The organism is Variovorax sp. 10N412, from assembly GCF_056394985.1.
The window spans coordinates 556,629-574,148 of the sequence record NZ_JBFTIO010000001.1 but is presented as its reverse complement, the minus strand read 5'-3'; the positions used below and the strand labels follow the sequence as shown (position 1 = coordinate 574,148).

The following is a 17,520-nucleotide window of genomic DNA, read 5'->3' as shown; positions in this document are numbered from 1 at the left end:
AACGGCCTGGGCGGCGCCGTGGCTATCTATGCGCTATGAACTCTTGCGCACCCGCAGGTACCACTCGCAGAGCAGGCGCACCTGCTTGGCGGTGTAGCCCTTCTCGACCATGCGCGTCACGAAGTCCTCGTGCTTCTTCTGCTCGTCGGCGCTGCTCTTGGTGTTGAAGCTGATGACCGGCAGCAACTCTTCGGTGTTGGAGAACATCTTCTTCTCGATCACCGAGCGCAGCTTCTCGTAGCTGGTCCATGCCGGGTTGCGTCCGCTGTTGCCGGCCCGCGCGCGCAGCACGAAGTTGACGATCTCGTTGCGGAAGTCCTTGGGGTTGCCGATGCCCGCCGGGCGTTCGATCTTCTCGAGCTCGCCGTTGAGCGAGGCCCGGTCGAACACCTCGCCGGTGTCCACGTCGCGGAACTCCTGGTCCTGGATCCAGTAGTCGGCGTAGGTCACGTAGCGGTCGAAGATGTTCTGGCCGTACTCGCTGTAGCTCTCCAGATACGCGGTCTGGATTTCCTTGCCGATGAACTCGGCATAGCGCGGCGCCAGCAGCTCCTTGATGTAGCTGATGTACTTCTGCTCGACCTCGGGGGCGAACTGCTCGCGCTCGATCTGCTGCTCGAGCACGTACATCAGGTGCACCGGGTTCGCGGCCACTTCGGAGCTGTCGAAGTTGAAGACCTTCGAGATGATCTTGAAGGCGAAGCGGGTCGATACACCGCTCATGCCTTCGTCCACGCCCGCGTAGTCGCGGTACTCCTGGATCGACTTCGCCTTGGGGTCGGTGTCCTTCAAGCTTTCGCCGTCGTAGACCTGCATCTTGCTGAAGGTGCTGGAGTTCTCCGGCTCCTTCAGGCGGGTGAGCACCGAGAGCTGGGCCATCATGCGCAGCGTTCCCGGGGCGCAGGGCGCCTGCGCCAGAGACGAGTTGCGCACCAGCTTCTCGTAGATCTTGATTTCTTCGGAGGCGCGCAGGCAGTAGGGCACCTTGACGATGTAGATCCGGTCGAGGAAAGCCTCGTTGTTCTTGTTGTTGCGGAAGGCCTTCCACTCGCTCTCGTTGCTGTGGGCCAGCACGATGCCGTCGAACGGAATCGCGCCGAAGCCTTCGGTTCCCTTGAAGTTGCTTTCCTGGGTGGCGGTCAGCAGGGGGTGCAGCACCTTGATGGGCGCCTTGAACATTTCCACGAACTCCAGCAGCCCCTGGTTGGCCAGGCACAGGCCGCCGGAGTAGGCGTAGGCGTCCGGGTCGTCCTGGGCATAGGTCTCCAGCTTGCGGATGTCCACCTTGCCGACTAGCGAGGAAATGTCCTGGTTGTTCTCGTCCCCGGGCTCGGTCTTGGCCACCGCGATCTGCCGCAGCACCGACGGGTAGCGCTTGACGACCTTGAACTGGCGGATGTCCCCGCCGTACTCCTCGAGCCGCTTGACGGCCCAGGGCGAGAGAATTCGGTTCAGGTAGCGGCGGGGAATGCCGTATTCCTTTTCAAGAATCTCGCCGTCTTCGATCGTGTCGAACAGGCCGAGCGGGGATTCATTGACCGGCGAGCCCTGGATGGCGTAGAACGGCACGTGTTCCATGAGCTGCTTCAGGCGCTCCGCGATCGAACTCTTGCCGCCGCCGACCGGTCCGAGCAGGTAAAGGATTTGCTTTTTTTCTTCCAGCCCCTGCGCGGCGTGGCGGAAATAGGACACCACCTGTTCTATGGCTTCTTCCATGCCATAGAACTCCTTGAACGCCGGATAGATCTTGATGACCTTGTTGGCGAAGATGCGCGAAAGACGCGGGTCGTTTCGGGTATCCACCAGTTCGGGCTCGCCGATGGCCTTGAGCATGCGCTCCGAGGCCGTGGCATACGCCGTGCGGTCTCGCTTGCAGGTGTCCAGGTACTCCTGCAGCGAGATGACTTCCTCGCGGGTTCGCTCGTAGCGGGCGGCAAAGTTGCTGATCACATCCATGGTCACGCCTCCATCAAGACAGTGGGCTTTTGGCCCGAAAGCCTGCAGCTGAGGCGATGCGCAACTTTGGAGGTGTGCCTGCCCTTGACTGCATGCCGCGGAAAACTCCCCTTACAACATTCTGCTAACAATCAGCATAAAGCAAAGATTGAACCTGGCAAATCATTTGTTAAATCAGAACCACGTCGCTGAGTAAAGTTCCTCGAAAAACGCAGAACGATTTTTCAAATTTCAGTTAAATTCAAAAGCTCGCTTTCGTAATTCTCCCCGGGTGAAACGCCTATGACGAATGGCTATCGTCCATTTTTATGTTTCTCCGGGAAAGCACCGCCTATTGAGCCTGCGCGCTCAATAAAAAAGGTGTCTTCTTCAATAACGCGCGACCTGCCGTTTGGTTTATTGCACATCCGAAAAAAATATAAAAGCAATCCTCGCGCCACTTCTGCAGGAGCGTCTCAGGGCTTGTACGCGGTGGAACGCGGCGCGGATGCAGCCTGACGTGCTCAGAGACGGTGCGAAAGGTGCACTCTCGGTGCAACGAGGACTGTCCAGGCACGCGACTGCACCGCACTGAAGCACCAGACGTGCAAAAGGGCCGCGGAGCGGCCCTTCCGGGAAGACGATGCAACCATCAGGAATGGGGTCCCTGGTGTTACATGTCAGAAGAGAAAGGGGGCGTAACGCGCTGCGCCATCGCCCGACGCGTCAGAAACAGGGAGTCGGCCCTATCCTTGCACGCCTTTGGTGCTCGGGGGCGGACAAGCCCGCCCCGGCACTGGCGCCACTGGCTCAGCTGAAGAATTCCTTCGCCTTGTCGAACCAGCCCTTGTCGGTCGGGCTGTGCTTCTCGCCGCCCTTCTTGAGCGACTCGTCGAGCTCTTTCAGCACCTTGCGCTGGTGCTCGGTGAGCTTCACCGGCGTCTCGACGCGCACATGGCAGTACAGGTCGCCCGGGTAGCTCGAGTTCACACCCTTGATGCCCTTGCCACGCAGACGGAACTGCTTGCCGCTTTGCGTGCCTTCGGGAATGTCGATGGCCGCGGCGCCCTTGAGGGTGGGGACGTTGATCTCGCCGCCCAGCGCCGCCGTGGTCATGCTCACGGGCACCACGCAGTGCAGGTTGTCGCCGTCTCGCTCGAAGATCTCGTGCTTCTTGAGCCGGATCTCGATGTACAGGTCGCCCGGCGGGCCGCCGTTCACACCGGGCTCGCCGCTGCCCGTGACGCGCATGCGCTGGCCGTCGTCGATGCCCGCGCGGATCTTCACTTCGAGCGTCTTGTTGCGCTTGATCTTGCCCTGGCCGTGGCACACGGTGCAGGGCTCGGGAATGATCTTGCCGCTGCCGTGGCAGGTGGGGCAGGTCTGCTGCACGCTGAAGAAGCCCTGGCGCATCTGCACCGCGCCCGCGCCGTGGCACGTCGTGCAGGTGATCGGCTTGGTGCCCGGCTTGGCGCCGGAGCCATGGCAGGTGTCGCACTCGTCCCAGGTAGGAATGCGGATCTCGGTGGTCTTGCCTTCCGCGGCTTCCTCGAGCGTGATTTCCATCGCATAGCTCAGGTCGCTGCCGCGGAACACCTGGCGCCCGCTGCTGGTACGCCCGCCGCGGGCGCCGCCGAACACGTCGCCGAAGATGTCGCCGAAGGCCTCCGCGAAGCCGCCGAAGCCTTCCGCGCCTGGGCCGCCGCGCATGTTGGGGTCCACCCCCGCGTGGCCGTACTGGTCGTAGGCCGCGCGCTTCTGTCCGTCGGACAGCATTTCGTACGCTTCCTTCACCTCCTTGAACTTGGCCTCGGCGTCCTTGCTGGTGTCGCCGTGGTTTCGGTCCGGGTGGTGCTTCATCGCAAGCTTGCGATAAGCCTTCTTGATTTCTTCCTCGCTCGCGTTCTTGGGGACGCCGAGGGTTTCGTAATAGTCGCGTTTGGTGGCCATGGCAGGTCGCTCAACAGATCAGGGAAGCAGCAGGAACTCGGGTGGCTCGGAAGCGAGAAAGGCTGGAGCACCTTTTCAGGTGTTCCAGCCTTGTGCAAGGGGCTGGGAATCAGCCCTTCTTGACTTCCTTGACTTCGGCGTCGACCACGTTGTCGTCGGCCTGCGCATGCGCAGCAGCTTCCGCGCCACCCGGGCCCGAAGCGGCCGAAGCACCGGCGGCAGCGGCCTGCGATTCCGCGTACATCTTCTCGCCGAGCTTCTGGCTGGCGGTCATCAGCACGTTGGTCTTTTCCTCGATCACGGCCTTGTCTTCACCCTTGAGGGCTTCTTCCACGTCCTTGATCGCGGCTTCGATCGCTTCCTTCTCGGCGGCTTCCAGGCTTGCACCATGTTCGCCCAGCGACTTCTTCACGCTGTGCACCATGGCCTCGCCCTGGTTGCGGGCCTGCACGATCTCGAGCTTCTTCTTGTCGTCTTCGGCGTTGAGCTCGGCGTCCTTCACCATCTTCTGGATCTCGTCTTCGGAGAGGCCCGAGTTCGCCTTGATGGTGATCTTGTTTTCCTTGCCGGTGCCCTTGTCCTTGGCGCCCACGTGCAGGATGCCGTTGGCGTCGATGTCGAAGCTCACCTCGATCTGCGGCGTGCCGCGCGATGCCGGCGGAATGCCTTCGAGGTTGAATTCGCCCAGCGCCTTGTTGCCCGAGGCGATCTCGCGTTCGCCCTGGAACACCTTGATGGTCACGGCCGGCTGGTTGTCTTCGGCCGTCGAGAAGGTCTGTGCGAACTTCGTCGGGATCGTGGTGTTCTTCGTGATCATCTTGGTCATCACGCCACCCATGGTCTCGATGCCCAGCGACAGCGGGGTCACGTCGAGCAGCAGCACGTCCTTGCGGTCGCCCGAGAGCACCTGGCCCTGGATGGCGGCGCCGACGGCCACGGCTTCGTCGGGGTTCACGTCCTTGCGCGGTTCCTTGCCGAAGAAGGCCTTCACCTTTTCCTGCACCTTGGGCATGCGGGTCATCCCGCCGACCAGGATCACGTCGTTGATGTCGCTCACGCTGATGCCGGCGTCCTTGATGGCCAGGCGGCAGGGGGCGATGGTGCGCTCGACCAGCTCGTCGACCAGGCTTTCCAGCTTGGCGCGGGTGAGCTTGATGTTCAGGTGCTTCGGACCCGAGGCATCGGCCGTGATGTAGGGCAGGTTGATGTCGGTCTGTGCGCTGTTCGACAGTTCGATCTTGGCCTTTTCGGCGGCTTCCTTCAGGCGCTGCAGGGCGAGCACGTCCTTGCTCAGGTCGACGCCCTGTTCCTTCTTGAACTCGGCAATGATGTAGTCGATGATGCGCTGGTCGAAGTCTTCGCCGCCCAGGAAGGTGTCGCCGTTGGTCGACAGCACTTCGAACTGCTTCTCGCCGTCCACGTCGGCGATTTCGATGATCGACACGTCGAAGGTGCCGCCGCCCAGGTCATACACGGCGATCTTGCGGTCGGCCTTGTCCTGCTTGTCCAGGCCGAAGGCCAGGGCAGCAGCGGTGGGCTCGTTGATGATGCGCTTGACATCCAGGCCCGCGATGCGGCCGGCGTCTTTCGTGGCCTGGCGCTGGGCGTCGTTGAAGTACGCCGGCACCGTGATCACGGCTTCGGTGATGGTCTCGCCGAGGTAGTCTTCGGCGGTCTTCTTCATCTTGCGCAGGATGTCGGCGCTGACCTGCTGCGGGGCCATCTTCTTGCCGCGCACCTCGACCCATGCGTCGCCGTTGTCGGCCTTGGCGATGGTGTAGGGCATCAGGTCGATGTCCTTCTGCACTTCCTTTTCCTCGAACTTGCGCCCGATCAAACGCTTGATCGCGTACAGCGTGTTCTTGGGGTTGGTCACGGCCTGGCGCTTGGCCGAGGCACCGACCAGGACTTCACCGTCTTCCTGGTACGCGACGATCGACGGCGTGGTGCGGGCACCTTCCGAGTTCTCGATCACACGCGTGGTGTTGCCTTCCATGATCGACACGCACGAGTTGGTGGTGCCGAGGTCGATGCCGATGATCTTTGCCATGTTCTTTACTCCTGAAAGCCTGAAAAATATGTTGTTATGAACTTGTGGATAACCCGGCGCGATTCAAGGGGATGAAGCGGGGATTTCCTGTGGGAATCTTGTGTGCGGGTGCAATCCGCTTACTTCGGCGCGCTGACCGTCACCAGCGCCGGGCGCAGCACGCGCTCGTTGATGGTGTAGCCCTTCTGCAGCACGCTCACCACGGTGTTGGGTTCCTGCTCGGCGGGCACCACCGAGATGGCCTGGTGCTGGTGCGGGTCGAACCTGGTGCCGGCGGCCGGCGCCACTTCGATCACCTTGTTGCGTTCGAGCGCGCTCTTCAGCTGGCGCAGCGTGGCTTCGGCGCCTTCGCGGATCTGCTCGGGCGTTGCGTCCTTGATGGCAAGGCCGGCTTCCAGGCTGTCGGTCACCGGCAGCAGGCTCTCGGCGAACGCCTCGACCGCGAACTTGCGGGCCTTGGTGATCTCGTCGTCAGCGCGGCGGCGGGCGTTTTGCACGTCGGCCTGGGCGCGCAGGTACTGGTCGGCCAGCTCGGTGTTCTTGGCCTGGAGGGCAGCCAGTTCAGCTTGGGCCTGCGCCAGGGCGGCGAGGGCGTCGGCTTCGTTGGCGGCGTGCGCAGCCTCCAGTTCTTCGGGACTGGGCTCGCCTTGCAGCATTTGCGAATTCTGTGCGGATTGTTGCGGGTCAGACATTTTTCAAAGAACCGGCGCGAACCGGAAAACAAACGGTAGCCAGCCACTTGGGGCTGGCCGAAGGCATTTCAAGCGAAAAAATGCATCGAAAAGGGCCGTTTCAGTGCCTCCCGGACATGAAAAAGGCCCGGAACCGGGCCTTGGAGCCATGTCGGGGAAGGCTCAGTGCGCGTCGAGCAGCTCGACGTCGAACTTCAGCGTGGCGTTCGGGGGAATCACGCCGCCGGCGCCGCGGGCGCCATAGCCCAGTGCCGCGGGAATGACCAGCGTGCGCTTGCCGCCGATCTTCATGCCGGCCACGCCTTCGTCCCAGCCCTTGATGACCTGGCCGGCGCCCAGCGAGAACGCGAACGGGTCGTTGCGGTCGCGGCTGGAGTCGAACTTGGCGCCTTGCACGCCGTCGTTGAAGAGCCAGCCGGTGTAGTGCACGTGCACGTGCTGGCCGGCCTTGGCTTCGGCGCCGGTGCCGACTTCGGTGTCTTCGTATTGCAGGCCGGAGGGGGTGGTAGGCATGAGAAACGCTCCTTGCGTCGAATGGATGTGAATGAGATCGAAGGCGGGGAGTTTACCGAGGCCGCGCGAGGCGCCTTGGCGTGCGTCAGCTGTTGCCGCTGTCGTCGGCGGGTGGGGCGGCCACGGGCGCCGGGGCTGTCGAGGGTGCGGCGGAGGGGGCCGGCACGTGGGCGGCGGGCGGGGAAGCGGGGGCTGCGGGGGCTGCCGGTGGTGCGACCGGTGCGGCAGGCGCCGGTGCCGCCGCCTTCTTGATCTGCCCCAACTGCCATTTGCCGGCAAAGGCCTGCAGGTCGGACAGGCGCTTGAGCAGGTCCTGCCCGCTGAGCGTGAGGCTGTAGCCATCGCTGCCGTGGCCGACGATGCCGGCCTCGCGCAGTTCCTTGATGCGGGTGTTCAGCGTGTTGGGAGTGATGCCGCCCACGCTGTCCTGCAGCAGGCGGAAGGTCTGGGCATGGCCGTCGCGCAGTGCCCAGAGCACGCGCAGCGCGTAGCGGGCTTCGAGCAGGGCGAGCAACTGGCTGACGGCTGCGTTTTCCTTGGTACTCATCGACATCATCTCCTCGAAGCTGGACGAGCCACCTGCCTGAGGGCCGGCCGGTGTCTCGTTTTCTTGTGGTGGTTTACGGACCGTCTCGTTGGCCGGCGACTATAGCGCAAAGGAAGAGGATGCTACTAGTTTTATAGCTGTCAGGGCATGCTGCATGCGGGTTGTGAGACAAAGCTTCACAAATTGGCGTCACACGCCGGTGTAATTGGCCATGGCTTCGCCCAGGCGGATCGCGCGGCCTGGCGACCAGTCGGAATTGAACGCCATCGGCGGCGCGGGGAACAGCATGACGACGGTGGAGCCCAGCAAGAACCGGCCCATCTCGTCGCCCTTGCGGATGTCGATCTGCTGGTCGTTGTAGTGCCACTCGCGCAGCTCGCCCACGCGCGGCGGGTTGACCACGCCATGCCACACGGTGGCCATGCTGCCGACGATGGTCGCGCCGACCAGCACCAGCACGAAGGGGCCGTGCGCCGATTCGAAGACGCACACCACGCGCTCGTTGCGCGCAAAGAGTCCGGGCACGCCGCGCGCCGTGGTGGGGTTCACCGAGAACAGGTCGCCCGGTACGTGGATCATGCGCACCAGCCGCCCGTCGCAGGGCATGTGGATGCGGTGGTAGTCCTTGGGGCTCAGGTACAGCGTGGCGAAGCTGCCGTGCGCGAACTTGGCGGCCAGCGTGGCGTCGCCGCCGACCAGCGCGGTGGTCGTGTAGTTGTGGCCCTTGGCCTGGAAGATCTGGTCGCCCTCGATGGGGCCGAACTGGCTGATGGCCCCGTCCACGGGGCACACCAGGTCGGCCTGCGCCAGCGGCCGCGCGCCGGGCTTCAGCGCCCGCGTGAAGAACTGGTTGAAGCTCTTGTAGTAATGGATGTCCGACTCGAGCGCCTCACCCATGTTCACGTCGTACTTGGCCACGAAGCGCCGGATGATCCACGTCGTGACAGCGCCCCGCTCCTTGCCCGCGACCCAGCCGGCGAAATTGGTCAGTGCCTGTTTCGGGAACAGGTATTGGGGCAGTACAGCGGAGCGGTCGGACACGTGGGGAGGGCCTGGAATTCTGGATTTGGAGGGGCATTCTATAAAGCGCTCCCTGGCGCGCGCGTAGGAAGCTTCCCTTGGTTCGGGCGGCCCCAAGCCTTCGGATGCGGCGCCCCCCAGCCAAAGATCAGTCGGCCTTGATCCCCGCCGCCTTGATCACCTGCGCCCACTTTTCCACTTCGGCCTTCTGGAACGCCGCGATCTGCGTGGTGCTCAGGTCGGCCGGCTCCATGCCGAAGCCCTTGAGCTTGTCCTGCATCTCGGGCGTTGCAAGGATCTTGCGGATCTCGGTGTGCAGCTTGTCGACCACCGGTGCCGGCGTGCCCGCGGGCACGAAGATCGCCTGCCAGGACGCCACCTCGAAGTTCTCCAGGCCCGGCACGCCGGACTCGGCCACCGTCGGCACGTCGGGCATCGAGGCCAGGCGCTTGGAGGAGGTGACCGCGATGGCGCGCAGCTTGCCGCTCTGGATGTGCGGGCCCGCCACCACCGTGGTGTCGAACATCATGTCGACCTGGCCGCCGATCGCGTCCTGGATGGCCGGGCCGCTGCCCTTGTACGGAATGTGCGTGAACTTCACGCCCGACTTGAAGGCCAGCAGTTCCAGCGCCAGGTGCTGCGAGGTGCCGGTGCCGGCCGAGGCCGACGAGAGCCCGCCCGACTTGGCCTTGCTCGCGGCAATCACCTCCTTCAGCGTCTTGTAGGGGCTCGACTGGCTCACCACCAGCACCACCGGGTTGGTGCCGATGAGCGTCACCGGGGCGAACGACTTGATCGGGTCGTAGCCGATCTTCGGGTACAGGCTCACGTTGATCGCATGCGAGCTGACGGTGCCGCCCACCAGCGTGAAGCCGTCCGGCGCCGCGCGCGAGCCCACTTCGGAGCCCACGCTGCCGCCGGCGCCGCCCTTGTTGTCGATGATCACGCTCGTGCCCAGCACCGGGCCGAGCTTTTGGGCAATCAGCCGGCCCAGCACGTCGGTGGTGCCGCCGGCCGGAAAGGGCACGAGGTAGGTGATGGCCTTGCCCGTGGGCCAGTTGTTGCTGCTCTGCGCGAAGGCGGCCGGCAGGCCGGCGGTCAATGAAGAGGCGAGGGCGGTGCGAATGAGGGTGCGGCGTTGCATGTGAATGTCTCCTGATGGTTGGGGGTGGTGGCGTCGCGGGTCCGCGTGCCCGGTCAGGGCAGGTCGACGATCTCGATCCAGTTCGGGTTCTTGCCCACGTCCAGGTGCTGCGGCTTGCCCAGCGCGCCGGTGTCGGCGTCGATGGCGTACATCGAGACGCCGTTCGACTCCTGCCCCGCAGCGATCAGGTAGCGCCCGGTGGCGTCGATCGCGAAGCCGCGCGGGCCCTTCTCGGTCGCGGTCTGGCCGAGCGGCTGCAACTGCCCCGTGGCGGCGTCGACCTTGAAGGCCGACAGCGTGCTCGACGTGCGCTCCGAGGCATACAGGTAGCGCCCGTCCGGCGTCAGGTGCAGGTCGGCCGCCCAGGGCTTGCCGGCAAAGCCGGCCGGCAGCGCGGTGGTGCTTTGTTCGAGCTTGAGCGTCCCGCGCGCGGCGTCCCATGCGTACACGTGCAGTGCCGCATCGAGCTCGTCGAGCAGGTAGACGTGGCGCTGCGCCTTGTCCCACACGAAGTGGCGCGGGCCCGACTTCGCGGCGGTGTTCGTCAAAGGCGGATCGTTGGCCGACAGCAGCCCCTTGTCAGCGTCGAAGCGCCAGCTCGACACGTTGTCCGCACCCAGGCTGGTGGCCAGCACGAAGCGGTTGCTCGCGTCCGCGTGAATGGCGTGCGCGTTCGGCCCGGTCTGTATCAGCTGCTGGATCGCGCCCACCGCGCCGTCCTTGCCGATCGAGTTGACCGAGATCTTGCCGCCCTGGTAGGAGGCTGCGAACAGCCACTTGCCGGTGGCGTCCAGGTCGATGTTGGCCATGCTGTCGGCCAGCGGCGCCTCGCCGAGCTTGCGCAGCTCGCCGGTGGCGCCGTCGATCGACAGCGCGGTCACGCGAAACGGCTGCGAGCGCAGCGCGGCGTACAGCACGCGCTTGTCGCGGCTCACCACCATCGGCATCACCGTGCCGCCGACGTTCAGCGTCTGCACCGGCTTGAGCGCGCCCTGGGCACGGTCGAGCTCGAGCACCGAGATCTCCTGGCTGTCGGCGTTGGCCACGTAGACCCAGGTGGCCGCCGAGACCCGGCCGATGGCGGCCAGGCACAGCAGCGACGCCACCGTCGCTTTCACGGCGGTAAGGCTCATGGCTTGATGTTGAGCTTGGTGATCAGCTGCTTGAAGTACACGTTGTCCTTGGCCAGCGTCTCCTTGAACACCGCGCCGTCGGTGTAGACGTAGCCCAGGTTCTGCTTGTCCATCACCTCGTGCATCAGCGGCTCGGCGGCGGTCTTCGCGGTGATCTCGCGCAGCTTGGCCATCACTTCGGGCGGCGTGTTCTTCGGCGCGCCGAGGCCGCGCCAGGTGCCGATCGACAGGTCGATGCCGCGCTCCTTGGCGGTGGGCACCTTCTCGAAGCCCTTCACACGCTTGTCGGCCATCACCATCAGCACCTTGAGCTTGCCGCCCTGCACGTGCGTGGTGACCTCGGCCGGGCTCACCGCCACGGCCTCGATGTGGCCGCCCAGCAGCGCCAGCACCGCGGGTGCGGCGCCCTGGAACGGAATGTGGCCGAACTTGGCGCCGGTCTTGTCCTCGAGGGCCGCGGCCGCCAGGTGCCAGATCGAGCCGTTGCCCGAGTTGCCCACGCGCACGCTCTCGGGCGACTTCTTCGCGGCGGCCAGGAACTCCTCGATGGTGTTCCACGGCGCGTCGGCCTTCACCGTGATGGCGGCGGGGTCGGCGTTGAGCTGTGCGATGGGCTGGAAGTCGTCGTAGTTGAACTTGGCCAGGCCCAGGTGCGGCAGCGTCAGCAGTTCGACGGTGAGCACCGCGAGCTTGTAACCGTCGGGCTTGGCGTTGATGACCTCGGTCCAGCCGATGGCGCCGCCCGCGCCGGGGCGGTTGACGATCACGATGCTCTGCGAGGTGTGCTTGCGGCTGGCCTCCGAGAAGGCGCGCGCCAGGCCGTCGGTGCCGCCGCCGGGCTGGTAGGGCACCAGCAGCTCGATGGTGCGGCTCGGAAACTCTGCTTGCGCGGTGGCCGGCGCGGCCAGGCCGAGCGACAGGGCCGCGGTGGCCGAGAGGGCGGCCACGCCGCGAACGAATTGGCTTCTTTTCATGATGTCTTGTCTCCGTGGTTGATCTGATCCTTCAGCCCCGGGTTTTTTCCTCTTGGGGCTTCCTCGCTGTCCTTGCGCGTCAGGGCATGTACTGCCCGCCGTTCACCTCGATCACCTGGCCCGTGACGTAGCCCGAGAGCTGCTCGGAGGCCAGGTACAGGAAGGCGCCCACGCACTCCTCGGGCTCGCCGATGCGGCCCATCGGAATGCTGGCGCGAAAGTTCTCCAGCATCGCGGGCGTCGAGAAGCGGTCCTGGAACGGCGTCTGGATGACGCCCGGCGCCACCGCGTTCACGCGGATGCGGTCGCCCACCAGCTCCTTCGCCAGGCCGTGCGTGACCGTGCTCACGAAGCCCTTCGAGCCCGCGTACAGGTAGGCGGCCGGCCCGCCGCCGGTGCGTGCCGCCACCGAGGTCACGTTGATGATGTTGCCGCCGCCCTGTGCGCGCATCAGCGGCACCACCTCGCGGCAGTACGCGAGCACCGAGCGCGCATTGATGTGCATCACCTCGTCGAACAGCGCATCGTCGAACTCGGCGATGGGCACGCGCTTGACCAGGCTGCCGGCGTTGTTCACCAGCACGTCGATGCGACCGAATTCGTCCACCGTCTGCTTCACGCAGGCGCGGATCGCGCCCGTGTCGCGCACGTCGGCCTTCACGGCCACCGCGGCGCCGCCCGCCGCACGGATGGTCTCGACCACCTCGTTGGCCTCGGCGACCGAACTGTTGTAGTGCACCGCCACGCGCATGCCGCGCGCGGCGAAGGCGATGGCCACTGCCGCGCCGATGCCGGTGCTGGCGCCGGTGACGAGGGCGGTCTTGTCCTTGAGGTCTTCCATGTCGTTGCTCCGTGAGTGAGGGTGTGTGTCAGGTGACCGGCGCCGGGTTGAACAGCACCAGCGCGTTGTGCAGCTTCCAGCGCTCGGCCCACGTTTTCTTGCGGCCGCTGGCCACGTCGAGCATCAGGCGGAACAGCTCCCAGCCCACGTCCTCGATGCTGGCCTCGCCGTCGGCGATACGGCCTGCGTTCACGTCCATCAGGTCGTGCCAGCGGCGCGCCAGGTCGCTGCGCGTGGCGACCTTGATGACCGGCACTTCGGCCAGCCCGTAGGGCGTGCCGCGGCCGGTGGTGAACACATGCAGGTTGATGCCGGCCGCCAGCTGCAGCGTGCCGCAGATGAAGTCGCTGGCCGGCGTGGCGGCGTAGATCAGGCCCTTCTGCGCCGCCTTTTCGCCGGGCGCGAGCACGCCGGTGATGGGCGCGGAGCCCGACTTCACGATGGAGCCCATCGCCTTCTCGACGATGTTCGACAGGCCGCCCTTCTTGTTGCCCGGCGTGGTGTTGGCGCTGCGGTCGACGCGGCCCTTTTCCAGGTAGGCGTCGTACCAGGCCATCTCGCGGATCATGGCCGCGGCCACCTCCGGCGTGGATGCGCGCGAGGTGAGCTGGTCGATGCCGTCGCGCACCTCGGTCACTTCCGAGAACATCACGGTGGCGCCCGCGCGCACCAGCAGGTCGGTGCAAAAGCCCACGGCGGGGTTGGCGGTGACGCCCGAGAAGGCGTCGCTGCCGCCGCACTGCACGCCCACCACCAGTTCGCTGGCGGGCACGGTCTCGCGGCGGCGGGCGTTCAGGCGCGCGAGGTGAACCTCGGCCTGGCGCATGACCGCGTCGATCATCGACATGAAGCCGATGTGCTCGTCGTCCTGCAGGCAGACCACGTCGAGCGCGGCGTCGCCCTGTGCTTCGCCGCGCTTGTCGACGATCGGAATGCTGCCCGGTGGCAGCAGCCGCTCGGGCTGCAGCTTCTCGCAGCCCAGGCTCACCACCATCACCTCGCCGCCGAAGTTCGGGTTGAGGCTGATGTTGCGCAGCGTGCGAATGGGCACGATGGCGTCGGGCGCGTCGATGGCCACGCCGCAGCCGTAGCCGTGCGCCAGCCCGACCACGTCGTCCACGTTCGGGTACCTGGGCAGCAGCTCGGCTTTGATGCGCTGCACCGCGAAGTCGATCACGCCGGCCACGCACTGCACGGTCTCGGTGATGGCCAGGATGTTGCGCGAGCCCACCGAGCCGTCGGCATTGCGGTAGCCCTCGAAGGTATAGCCCTCCAGCGGGGGCAGGGCAGGGGGCTTGACGGTGGCGATCGGCAAGCCGTCGAGCCCGGGCGCGGTCGGCATGCGCATCACGCGCTCGTGCACCCAGCTGCCGCGCGGCAGCGCCTTCAACGCGTAGCCGATCACCACGTCGTAGCGGCGGACGGCGTCGCCCTCGGCCAGGTCGGTGAGCGCCACCTTGTGGCCCTGGGGCACGTTGTCCACCAGCACCAGGCCGTCGGCGAACACCGCGCCGGCCTTCAGGCCGCCGTCGTTCGCGACGATGGCCACGTTGTCCGCGGCGTGGATGCGGATGTAGAGCGGTGGACGAATGGGTTCTGACATCGTGGGTTCCTTGGCTGGCCGGTCCTTGGGCACTTACTTCACGACCATGAACAGGCTCGGCAGCCAGGTCGAGAAGGCAGGTACGAATGTGACCACGCCCAGCGCAAAGATCAATGCCCCGTAGAACGGCCAGATGGTCTTCATCACCGTGCCCACCGACACCCCGCCGATGGCGCAGCCCACGAACTGCGTGGTGCCCACGGGCGGCGTGTTCAGGCCCAGCGCGCAGTTGATCAGCATCACGATGCCGAACTGCACCGAGCTCATGCCGTAGTGCTGGGCAATGGGCAGGAAGATGGGCGTGCACAGCAGGATGGTGGCCGCCATGTCCAGGAAGGTGCCCAGGACGAACAGGATGACGTTGATCAGCAGGAAGATGACCCACGGCGTGCTGGTCACCTGCGACAGCATCTGGCCCGTGAGTTCGGCCACGCCGTACAGGCTGATGAGGTAGCCGAAGGTGCTGGAGATGCCGATCAGCAGCAGGATGACGCCGGTGGTGCGCACCGCCTTGGAGGCCGCCTTGATGAAGTGCTCCCACTTCAGCGTGCGGTACAGGAAGATCGTCAGCACCAGCGCGTACAGCACCGCCACGGCGGCCGATTCGGTGGCCGTGAAGATGCCCGACAGGATGCCCCCGAGGATCAGCACCACGATGAACAGGCCCGGCAGCGCCGCCGCGAACGAGCGCGCCACGATGGCCCAGCCCGGGAAGGTGCCCGCCGGGTAGCCGCGCTTGACGGCCACCAGGTAGGCGGCTGCGAGGTTGCTCAGTGTGAGCACCGCCGCCGGCAGCAGCGCCGCCAGGATCAGCGCCGCGATCGACACCTTGCCGCCCGCTGCCAGCGAATAGATGATCAGGTTGTGGCTGGTCGGCATCAGCGCGCCCACCAGGGCCGCATGGGTCGTCACGTTGACTGCGTAGTCGGCGTGGTAGCCCTCCTTCTTCATCATCGGGATCATCACGGCGCCCATGGCCGAGACGTCCGCCACGGGCGAGCCCGAGACGCCGCCGAACAGCGTGCAGGCCACCACGTTCGACATGCCCAGGCCGCCGCGCACGTGCCCCACGAGGTCGCGCGCCAGGTTGACGATGCGGTCCGCGATGCCGCCGTACAGCATCAGCTCGCCGGCGAAGATGAAGAACGGAATGGCCAGGAACGAGAAGATCCCCATGCCCGAGGTCATCTGCTGGAAGCCGACCGCCAGCGGCAGGCCTTCATAGAGCAGCGTGGCCAGGGCCGACAGTCCGATCGAGAAGGCAACCGGCACGCCCAGCAGCAGAAAGAGCGTGAAAGAGATGCAGAGAATGAGAAGAGGAATGGTCATGTTGAAGCCGCCTCGGCACGAATTGGGGCGCTACGGACTGTGCGGGGAATGCCGCGGAACCGGCTTTGCCGGGCCGCAGGCATTGCCCCCTGCAAGGGGGTGGGAGAAGCGACACGAAGTGCGCGGAGCCTGGGGGTATGCATCTCTATCCCCAGGCGGGTTCGACTTCTCGGCCTTGGGCGAGCGCGATGATGTGTTCGATGGAGAACATCACGATGAGGACGCCGGCCACCGAGGCGGGCACGTATTTCCAGCCTTCGGAGATCCACAGCGTGGGCAGGCGGTAGTCCCACACCGATTCGGCGAGCGAGGCGCAGTTCCAGGCCATGGCCAGGCCGAAGACGAGGATGAGCGCGTGGATCAGGTATTCCATCTTCAGGCGCAGCCAGTCGGGCGCGAGCACGAGGAACGATTCCAGGCCGATGTGGCCCGCGTCGCGCACGCCCACGGCCACGCCGAACATCGTGACGTAGAGCACCAGCAGCAGTGCGAGGCTTTCGGCCCAGGTGGGGGTGTTGTTGAGCACGTAGCGGCCGAACACCTGCCAGCTCACCGCGCAGATCACCGCGACGAGACCGAGGATGCCCAACCACATGCAGGCACGTGCGAGGGTGCGGCAAAGTTTGGTGTACATATTTTCTAGCGCTAGAGAGAGATGAGGCTTGCCCTTCGTGAAACACCGAGGAACCGGCTTTGCCGGGCCTCAGGTGTTGCCCCCGGTAGGGGGTTGGCGAAGCGACACGAAGTGCGCGAAGACTGGGGGCGAGCCCTATTTCGTGTCCTGGACGCGCTTGACCAGGTCCTTCAGCTTCGCGTCGGTGATGAACTTGTCGTACACCGGCTTCATCGCGGCCTGGAACGGGGCCTTGTCGACTTCGATGATCTCGGCGCCGCCGGCCTTCACCGTGGCCAGCGACTTCACTTCGCGCTCTTCCCACTGCTTGCGCATGTAGGGCACCGACTCCTTGGCGGCCTGGCGGATCCAGCCCTGCTCTTCGGCGGAGAGCTTGTCCCATGCGCGCTTGGAGAACAGCAGCATTTCGGGCGCCATCGAGTGCTCGGTCTTGCTGTAGTACTTGGCCACTTCGAAGGCGCGGGCGCTTTCATAGGTGGGGTAATTGTTCTCGGCGGCGTCGATCAGGCCGGTCTTCAGGCCGGTGTAGACCTCGCCCATGGGCATCGGCGTGGCGTTGGCGCCCATGGCCTCGAGCATCGACACCCACAGGTCGGACTGCTGCACGCGGACCTTCAGGCCCTTCATGTCGGCGAAGGTGCGCACCGGCTTCTTGGCGGTGAACATCGAGCGCGCGCCGCTGTCGTAGTAGGCCAGGCCGATGAAGCCCTGCTTCTCGCACGACTTCAGGATTTCTTCGCCGATCGGGCCGTCCAGCACCTTGTGCAGGTGGTCCACCGAGCGGAACAGGAAGGGCATGGTCGGCACCTGCGTCTCGGCGCAGATGTTGTTCATGGGCGCGATGTTCACGCGCACCATCTGCAGCGCGCCGATCTTGGTCTGCTCGATCGTGTCTTTCTCGCTGCCCAGCGAACTGTTGTTGAACACCTTGATGCTGTGCTTGCCGCCCGACAGCGCCTTCAGGCGCTCGCTCATGAACTTCACCGCGGTCACGGTGGGGTAGTCGTCGGGGTGGATGTCGGCCGAACGGAACTCGGTGGCGTGTGCAGCCAGTGTGGTCAGCGCGGCTGCGGCGCATGCAGAAATTGCGATGAGGGTCTTCGTGAATTTCATTTGTCTCTTCCTCTGCTGGGGTGGTTGTCGAAAAAAAGGGGG

15 protein-coding genes are annotated in these 17,520 nt (G+C 65.3%); all 15 read right to left on the bottom strand.

All coding sequences use genetic code 11. From position 1 onward, the window contains the following. Positions 1–33: 33 nt before the first annotated feature. The gene (locus tag AC1DJH_RS02925) at positions 34–1,956 is read right to left on the bottom strand and encodes a PrkA family serine protein kinase (RefSeq protein WP_435483317.1); all 1,923 of its coding nucleotides are present in this window, start codon (positions 1,954–1,956) and stop codon (positions 34–36) included. 789 nt (positions 1,957–2,745) lie between these two features. After that, a complete protein-coding gene (dnaJ, locus tag AC1DJH_RS02920) occupies positions 2,746–3,885 on the bottom strand; it encodes a molecular chaperone DnaJ (protein ID WP_435435534.1) in 1,140 nt (379 codons plus the stop codon). Between the two features lie 109 nt (positions 3,886–3,994). Then, on the bottom strand, positions 3,995–5,935 hold the full coding sequence (dnaK, locus tag AC1DJH_RS02915) for a molecular chaperone DnaK (RefSeq protein WP_478184647.1): 1,941 nt from the start codon (positions 5,933–5,935) through the stop codon (positions 3,995–3,997). A gap of 119 nt (positions 5,936–6,054) precedes the next feature. After that, positions 6,055–6,627, bottom strand: coding sequence for a nucleotide exchange factor GrpE (grpE, locus tag AC1DJH_RS02910; protein WP_472117644.1), 573 nt, complete (start codon positions 6,625–6,627; stop codon positions 6,055–6,057). Positions 6,628–6,789: 162 nt separating this feature from the next. After that, positions 6,790–7,140 (bottom strand): FKBP-type peptidyl-prolyl cis-trans isomerase, encoded by a 351-nt coding sequence (locus tag AC1DJH_RS02905; protein WP_472117642.1) that lies wholly within the window; start codon positions 7,138–7,140, stop codon positions 6,790–6,792. 85 nt (positions 7,141–7,225) lie between these two features. Continuing rightward, positions 7,226–7,687 (bottom strand): winged helix-turn-helix transcriptional regulator, encoded by a 462-nt coding sequence (locus tag AC1DJH_RS02900; RefSeq protein WP_478184646.1) that lies wholly within the window; start codon positions 7,685–7,687, stop codon positions 7,226–7,228. A gap of 189 nt (positions 7,688–7,876) precedes the next feature. Continuing rightward, entirely contained in the window at positions 7,877–8,728 is an 852-nt protein-coding gene (gene asd, locus AC1DJH_RS02895) for an archaetidylserine decarboxylase (protein ID WP_478184645.1), read from the bottom strand. A 127-nt stretch (positions 8,729–8,855) separates the two neighbouring features. Beyond that, a complete protein-coding gene (locus AC1DJH_RS02890) occupies positions 8,856–9,851 on the bottom strand; it encodes a Bug family tripartite tricarboxylate transporter substrate binding protein (protein ID WP_478184644.1) in 996 nt (331 codons plus the stop codon). 53 nt (positions 9,852–9,904) lie between these two features. After that, a complete protein-coding gene (locus AC1DJH_RS02885; protein ID WP_478184643.1) occupies positions 9,905–10,984 on the bottom strand; it encodes a lactonase family protein in 1,080 nt (359 codons plus the stop codon). Then, entirely contained in the window at positions 10,981–11,958 is a 978-nt protein-coding gene (locus AC1DJH_RS02880) for a Bug family tripartite tricarboxylate transporter substrate binding protein (protein WP_478184642.1), read from the bottom strand. Before AC1DJH_RS02880 ends, AC1DJH_RS02885 begins: the two co-directional genes overlap by 4 nt. A 79-nt stretch (positions 11,959–12,037) precedes the next feature. Beyond that, positions 12,038–12,799, bottom strand: coding sequence for an SDR family NAD(P)-dependent oxidoreductase (locus AC1DJH_RS02875; protein ID WP_435435543.1), 762 nt, complete (start codon positions 12,797–12,799; stop codon positions 12,038–12,040). 28 nt (positions 12,800–12,827) lie between these two features. Continuing rightward, complete coding sequence (gene garD, locus AC1DJH_RS02870) at positions 12,828–14,402, bottom strand: galactarate dehydratase (RefSeq protein WP_478184641.1); 1,575 nt, start codon at positions 14,400–14,402, stop codon at positions 12,828–12,830. Positions 14,403–14,435: 33 nt separating this feature from the next. Next, complete coding sequence (locus AC1DJH_RS02865; protein WP_435483324.1) at positions 14,436–15,731, bottom strand: TRAP transporter large permease; 1,296 nt, start codon at positions 15,729–15,731, stop codon at positions 14,436–14,438. 145 nt (positions 15,732–15,876) lie between these two features. Beyond that, entirely contained in the window at positions 15,877–16,365 is a 489-nt protein-coding gene (locus AC1DJH_RS02860; protein WP_435435546.1) for a TRAP transporter small permease, read from the bottom strand. Between the two features lie 135 nt (positions 16,366–16,500). Further along, the gene (locus tag AC1DJH_RS02855; RefSeq protein ID WP_435483325.1) at positions 16,501–17,478 is read right to left on the bottom strand and encodes a TRAP transporter substrate-binding protein; all 978 of its coding nucleotides are present in this window, start codon (positions 17,476–17,478) and stop codon (positions 16,501–16,503) included. Between the last annotated feature and the right edge of the window lie 42 nt (positions 17,479–17,520).

Bases quoted from the DNA above. Each gene is read 5' to 3' on its own strand.
- AC1DJH_RS02925 (WP_435483317.1), bottom strand. From the start codon at position 1,956: ATGGATGTGATCAGCAACTTTGCCGCCCGCTACGAGCGAACCCGCGAG.
- dnaJ (WP_435435534.1), bottom strand. From the start codon at position 3,885: ATGGCCACCAAACGCGACTATTACGAAACCCTCGGCGTCCCCAAGAAC.
- dnaK (WP_478184647.1), bottom strand. From the start codon at position 5,935: ATGGCAAAGATCATCGGCATCGACCTCGGCACCACCAACTCGTGCGTG.
- grpE (WP_472117644.1), bottom strand. From the start codon at position 6,627: ATGTCTGACCCGCAACAATCCGCACAGAATTCGCAAATGCTGCAAGGC.
- AC1DJH_RS02905 (WP_472117642.1), bottom strand. From the start codon at position 7,140: ATGCCTACCACCCCCTCCGGCCTGCAATACGAAGACACCGAAGTCGGC.
- AC1DJH_RS02900 (WP_478184646.1), bottom strand. From the start codon at position 7,687: ATGAGTACCAAGGAAAACGCAGCCGTCAGCCAGTTGCTCGCCCTGCTC.
- AC1DJH_RS02890 (WP_478184644.1), bottom strand. From the start codon at position 9,851: ATGCAACGCCGCACCCTCATTCGCACCGCCCTCGCCTCTTCATTGACC.
- AC1DJH_RS02885 (WP_478184643.1), bottom strand. From the start codon at position 10,984: ATGAGCCTTACCGCCGTGAAAGCGACGGTGGCGTCGCTGCTGTGCCTG.
- AC1DJH_RS02880 (WP_478184642.1), bottom strand. From the start codon at position 11,958: ATGAAAAGAAGCCAATTCGTTCGCGGCGTGGCCGCCCTCTCGGCCACC.
- AC1DJH_RS02875 (WP_435435543.1), bottom strand. From the start codon at position 12,799: ATGGAAGACCTCAAGGACAAGACCGCCCTCGTCACCGGCGCCAGCACC.
- garD (WP_478184641.1), bottom strand. From the start codon at position 14,402: ATGTCAGAACCCATTCGTCCACCGCTCTACATCCGCATCCACGCCGCG.
- AC1DJH_RS02865 (WP_435483324.1), bottom strand. From the start codon at position 15,731: ATGACCATTCCTCTTCTCATTCTCTGCATCTCTTTCACGCTCTTTCTG.
- AC1DJH_RS02860 (WP_435435546.1), bottom strand. From the start codon at position 16,365: ATGTACACCAAACTTTGCCGCACCCTCGCACGTGCCTGCATGTGGTTG.
- AC1DJH_RS02855 (WP_435483325.1), bottom strand. From the start codon at position 17,478: ATGAAATTCACGAAGACCCTCATCGCAATTTCTGCATGCGCCGCAGCC.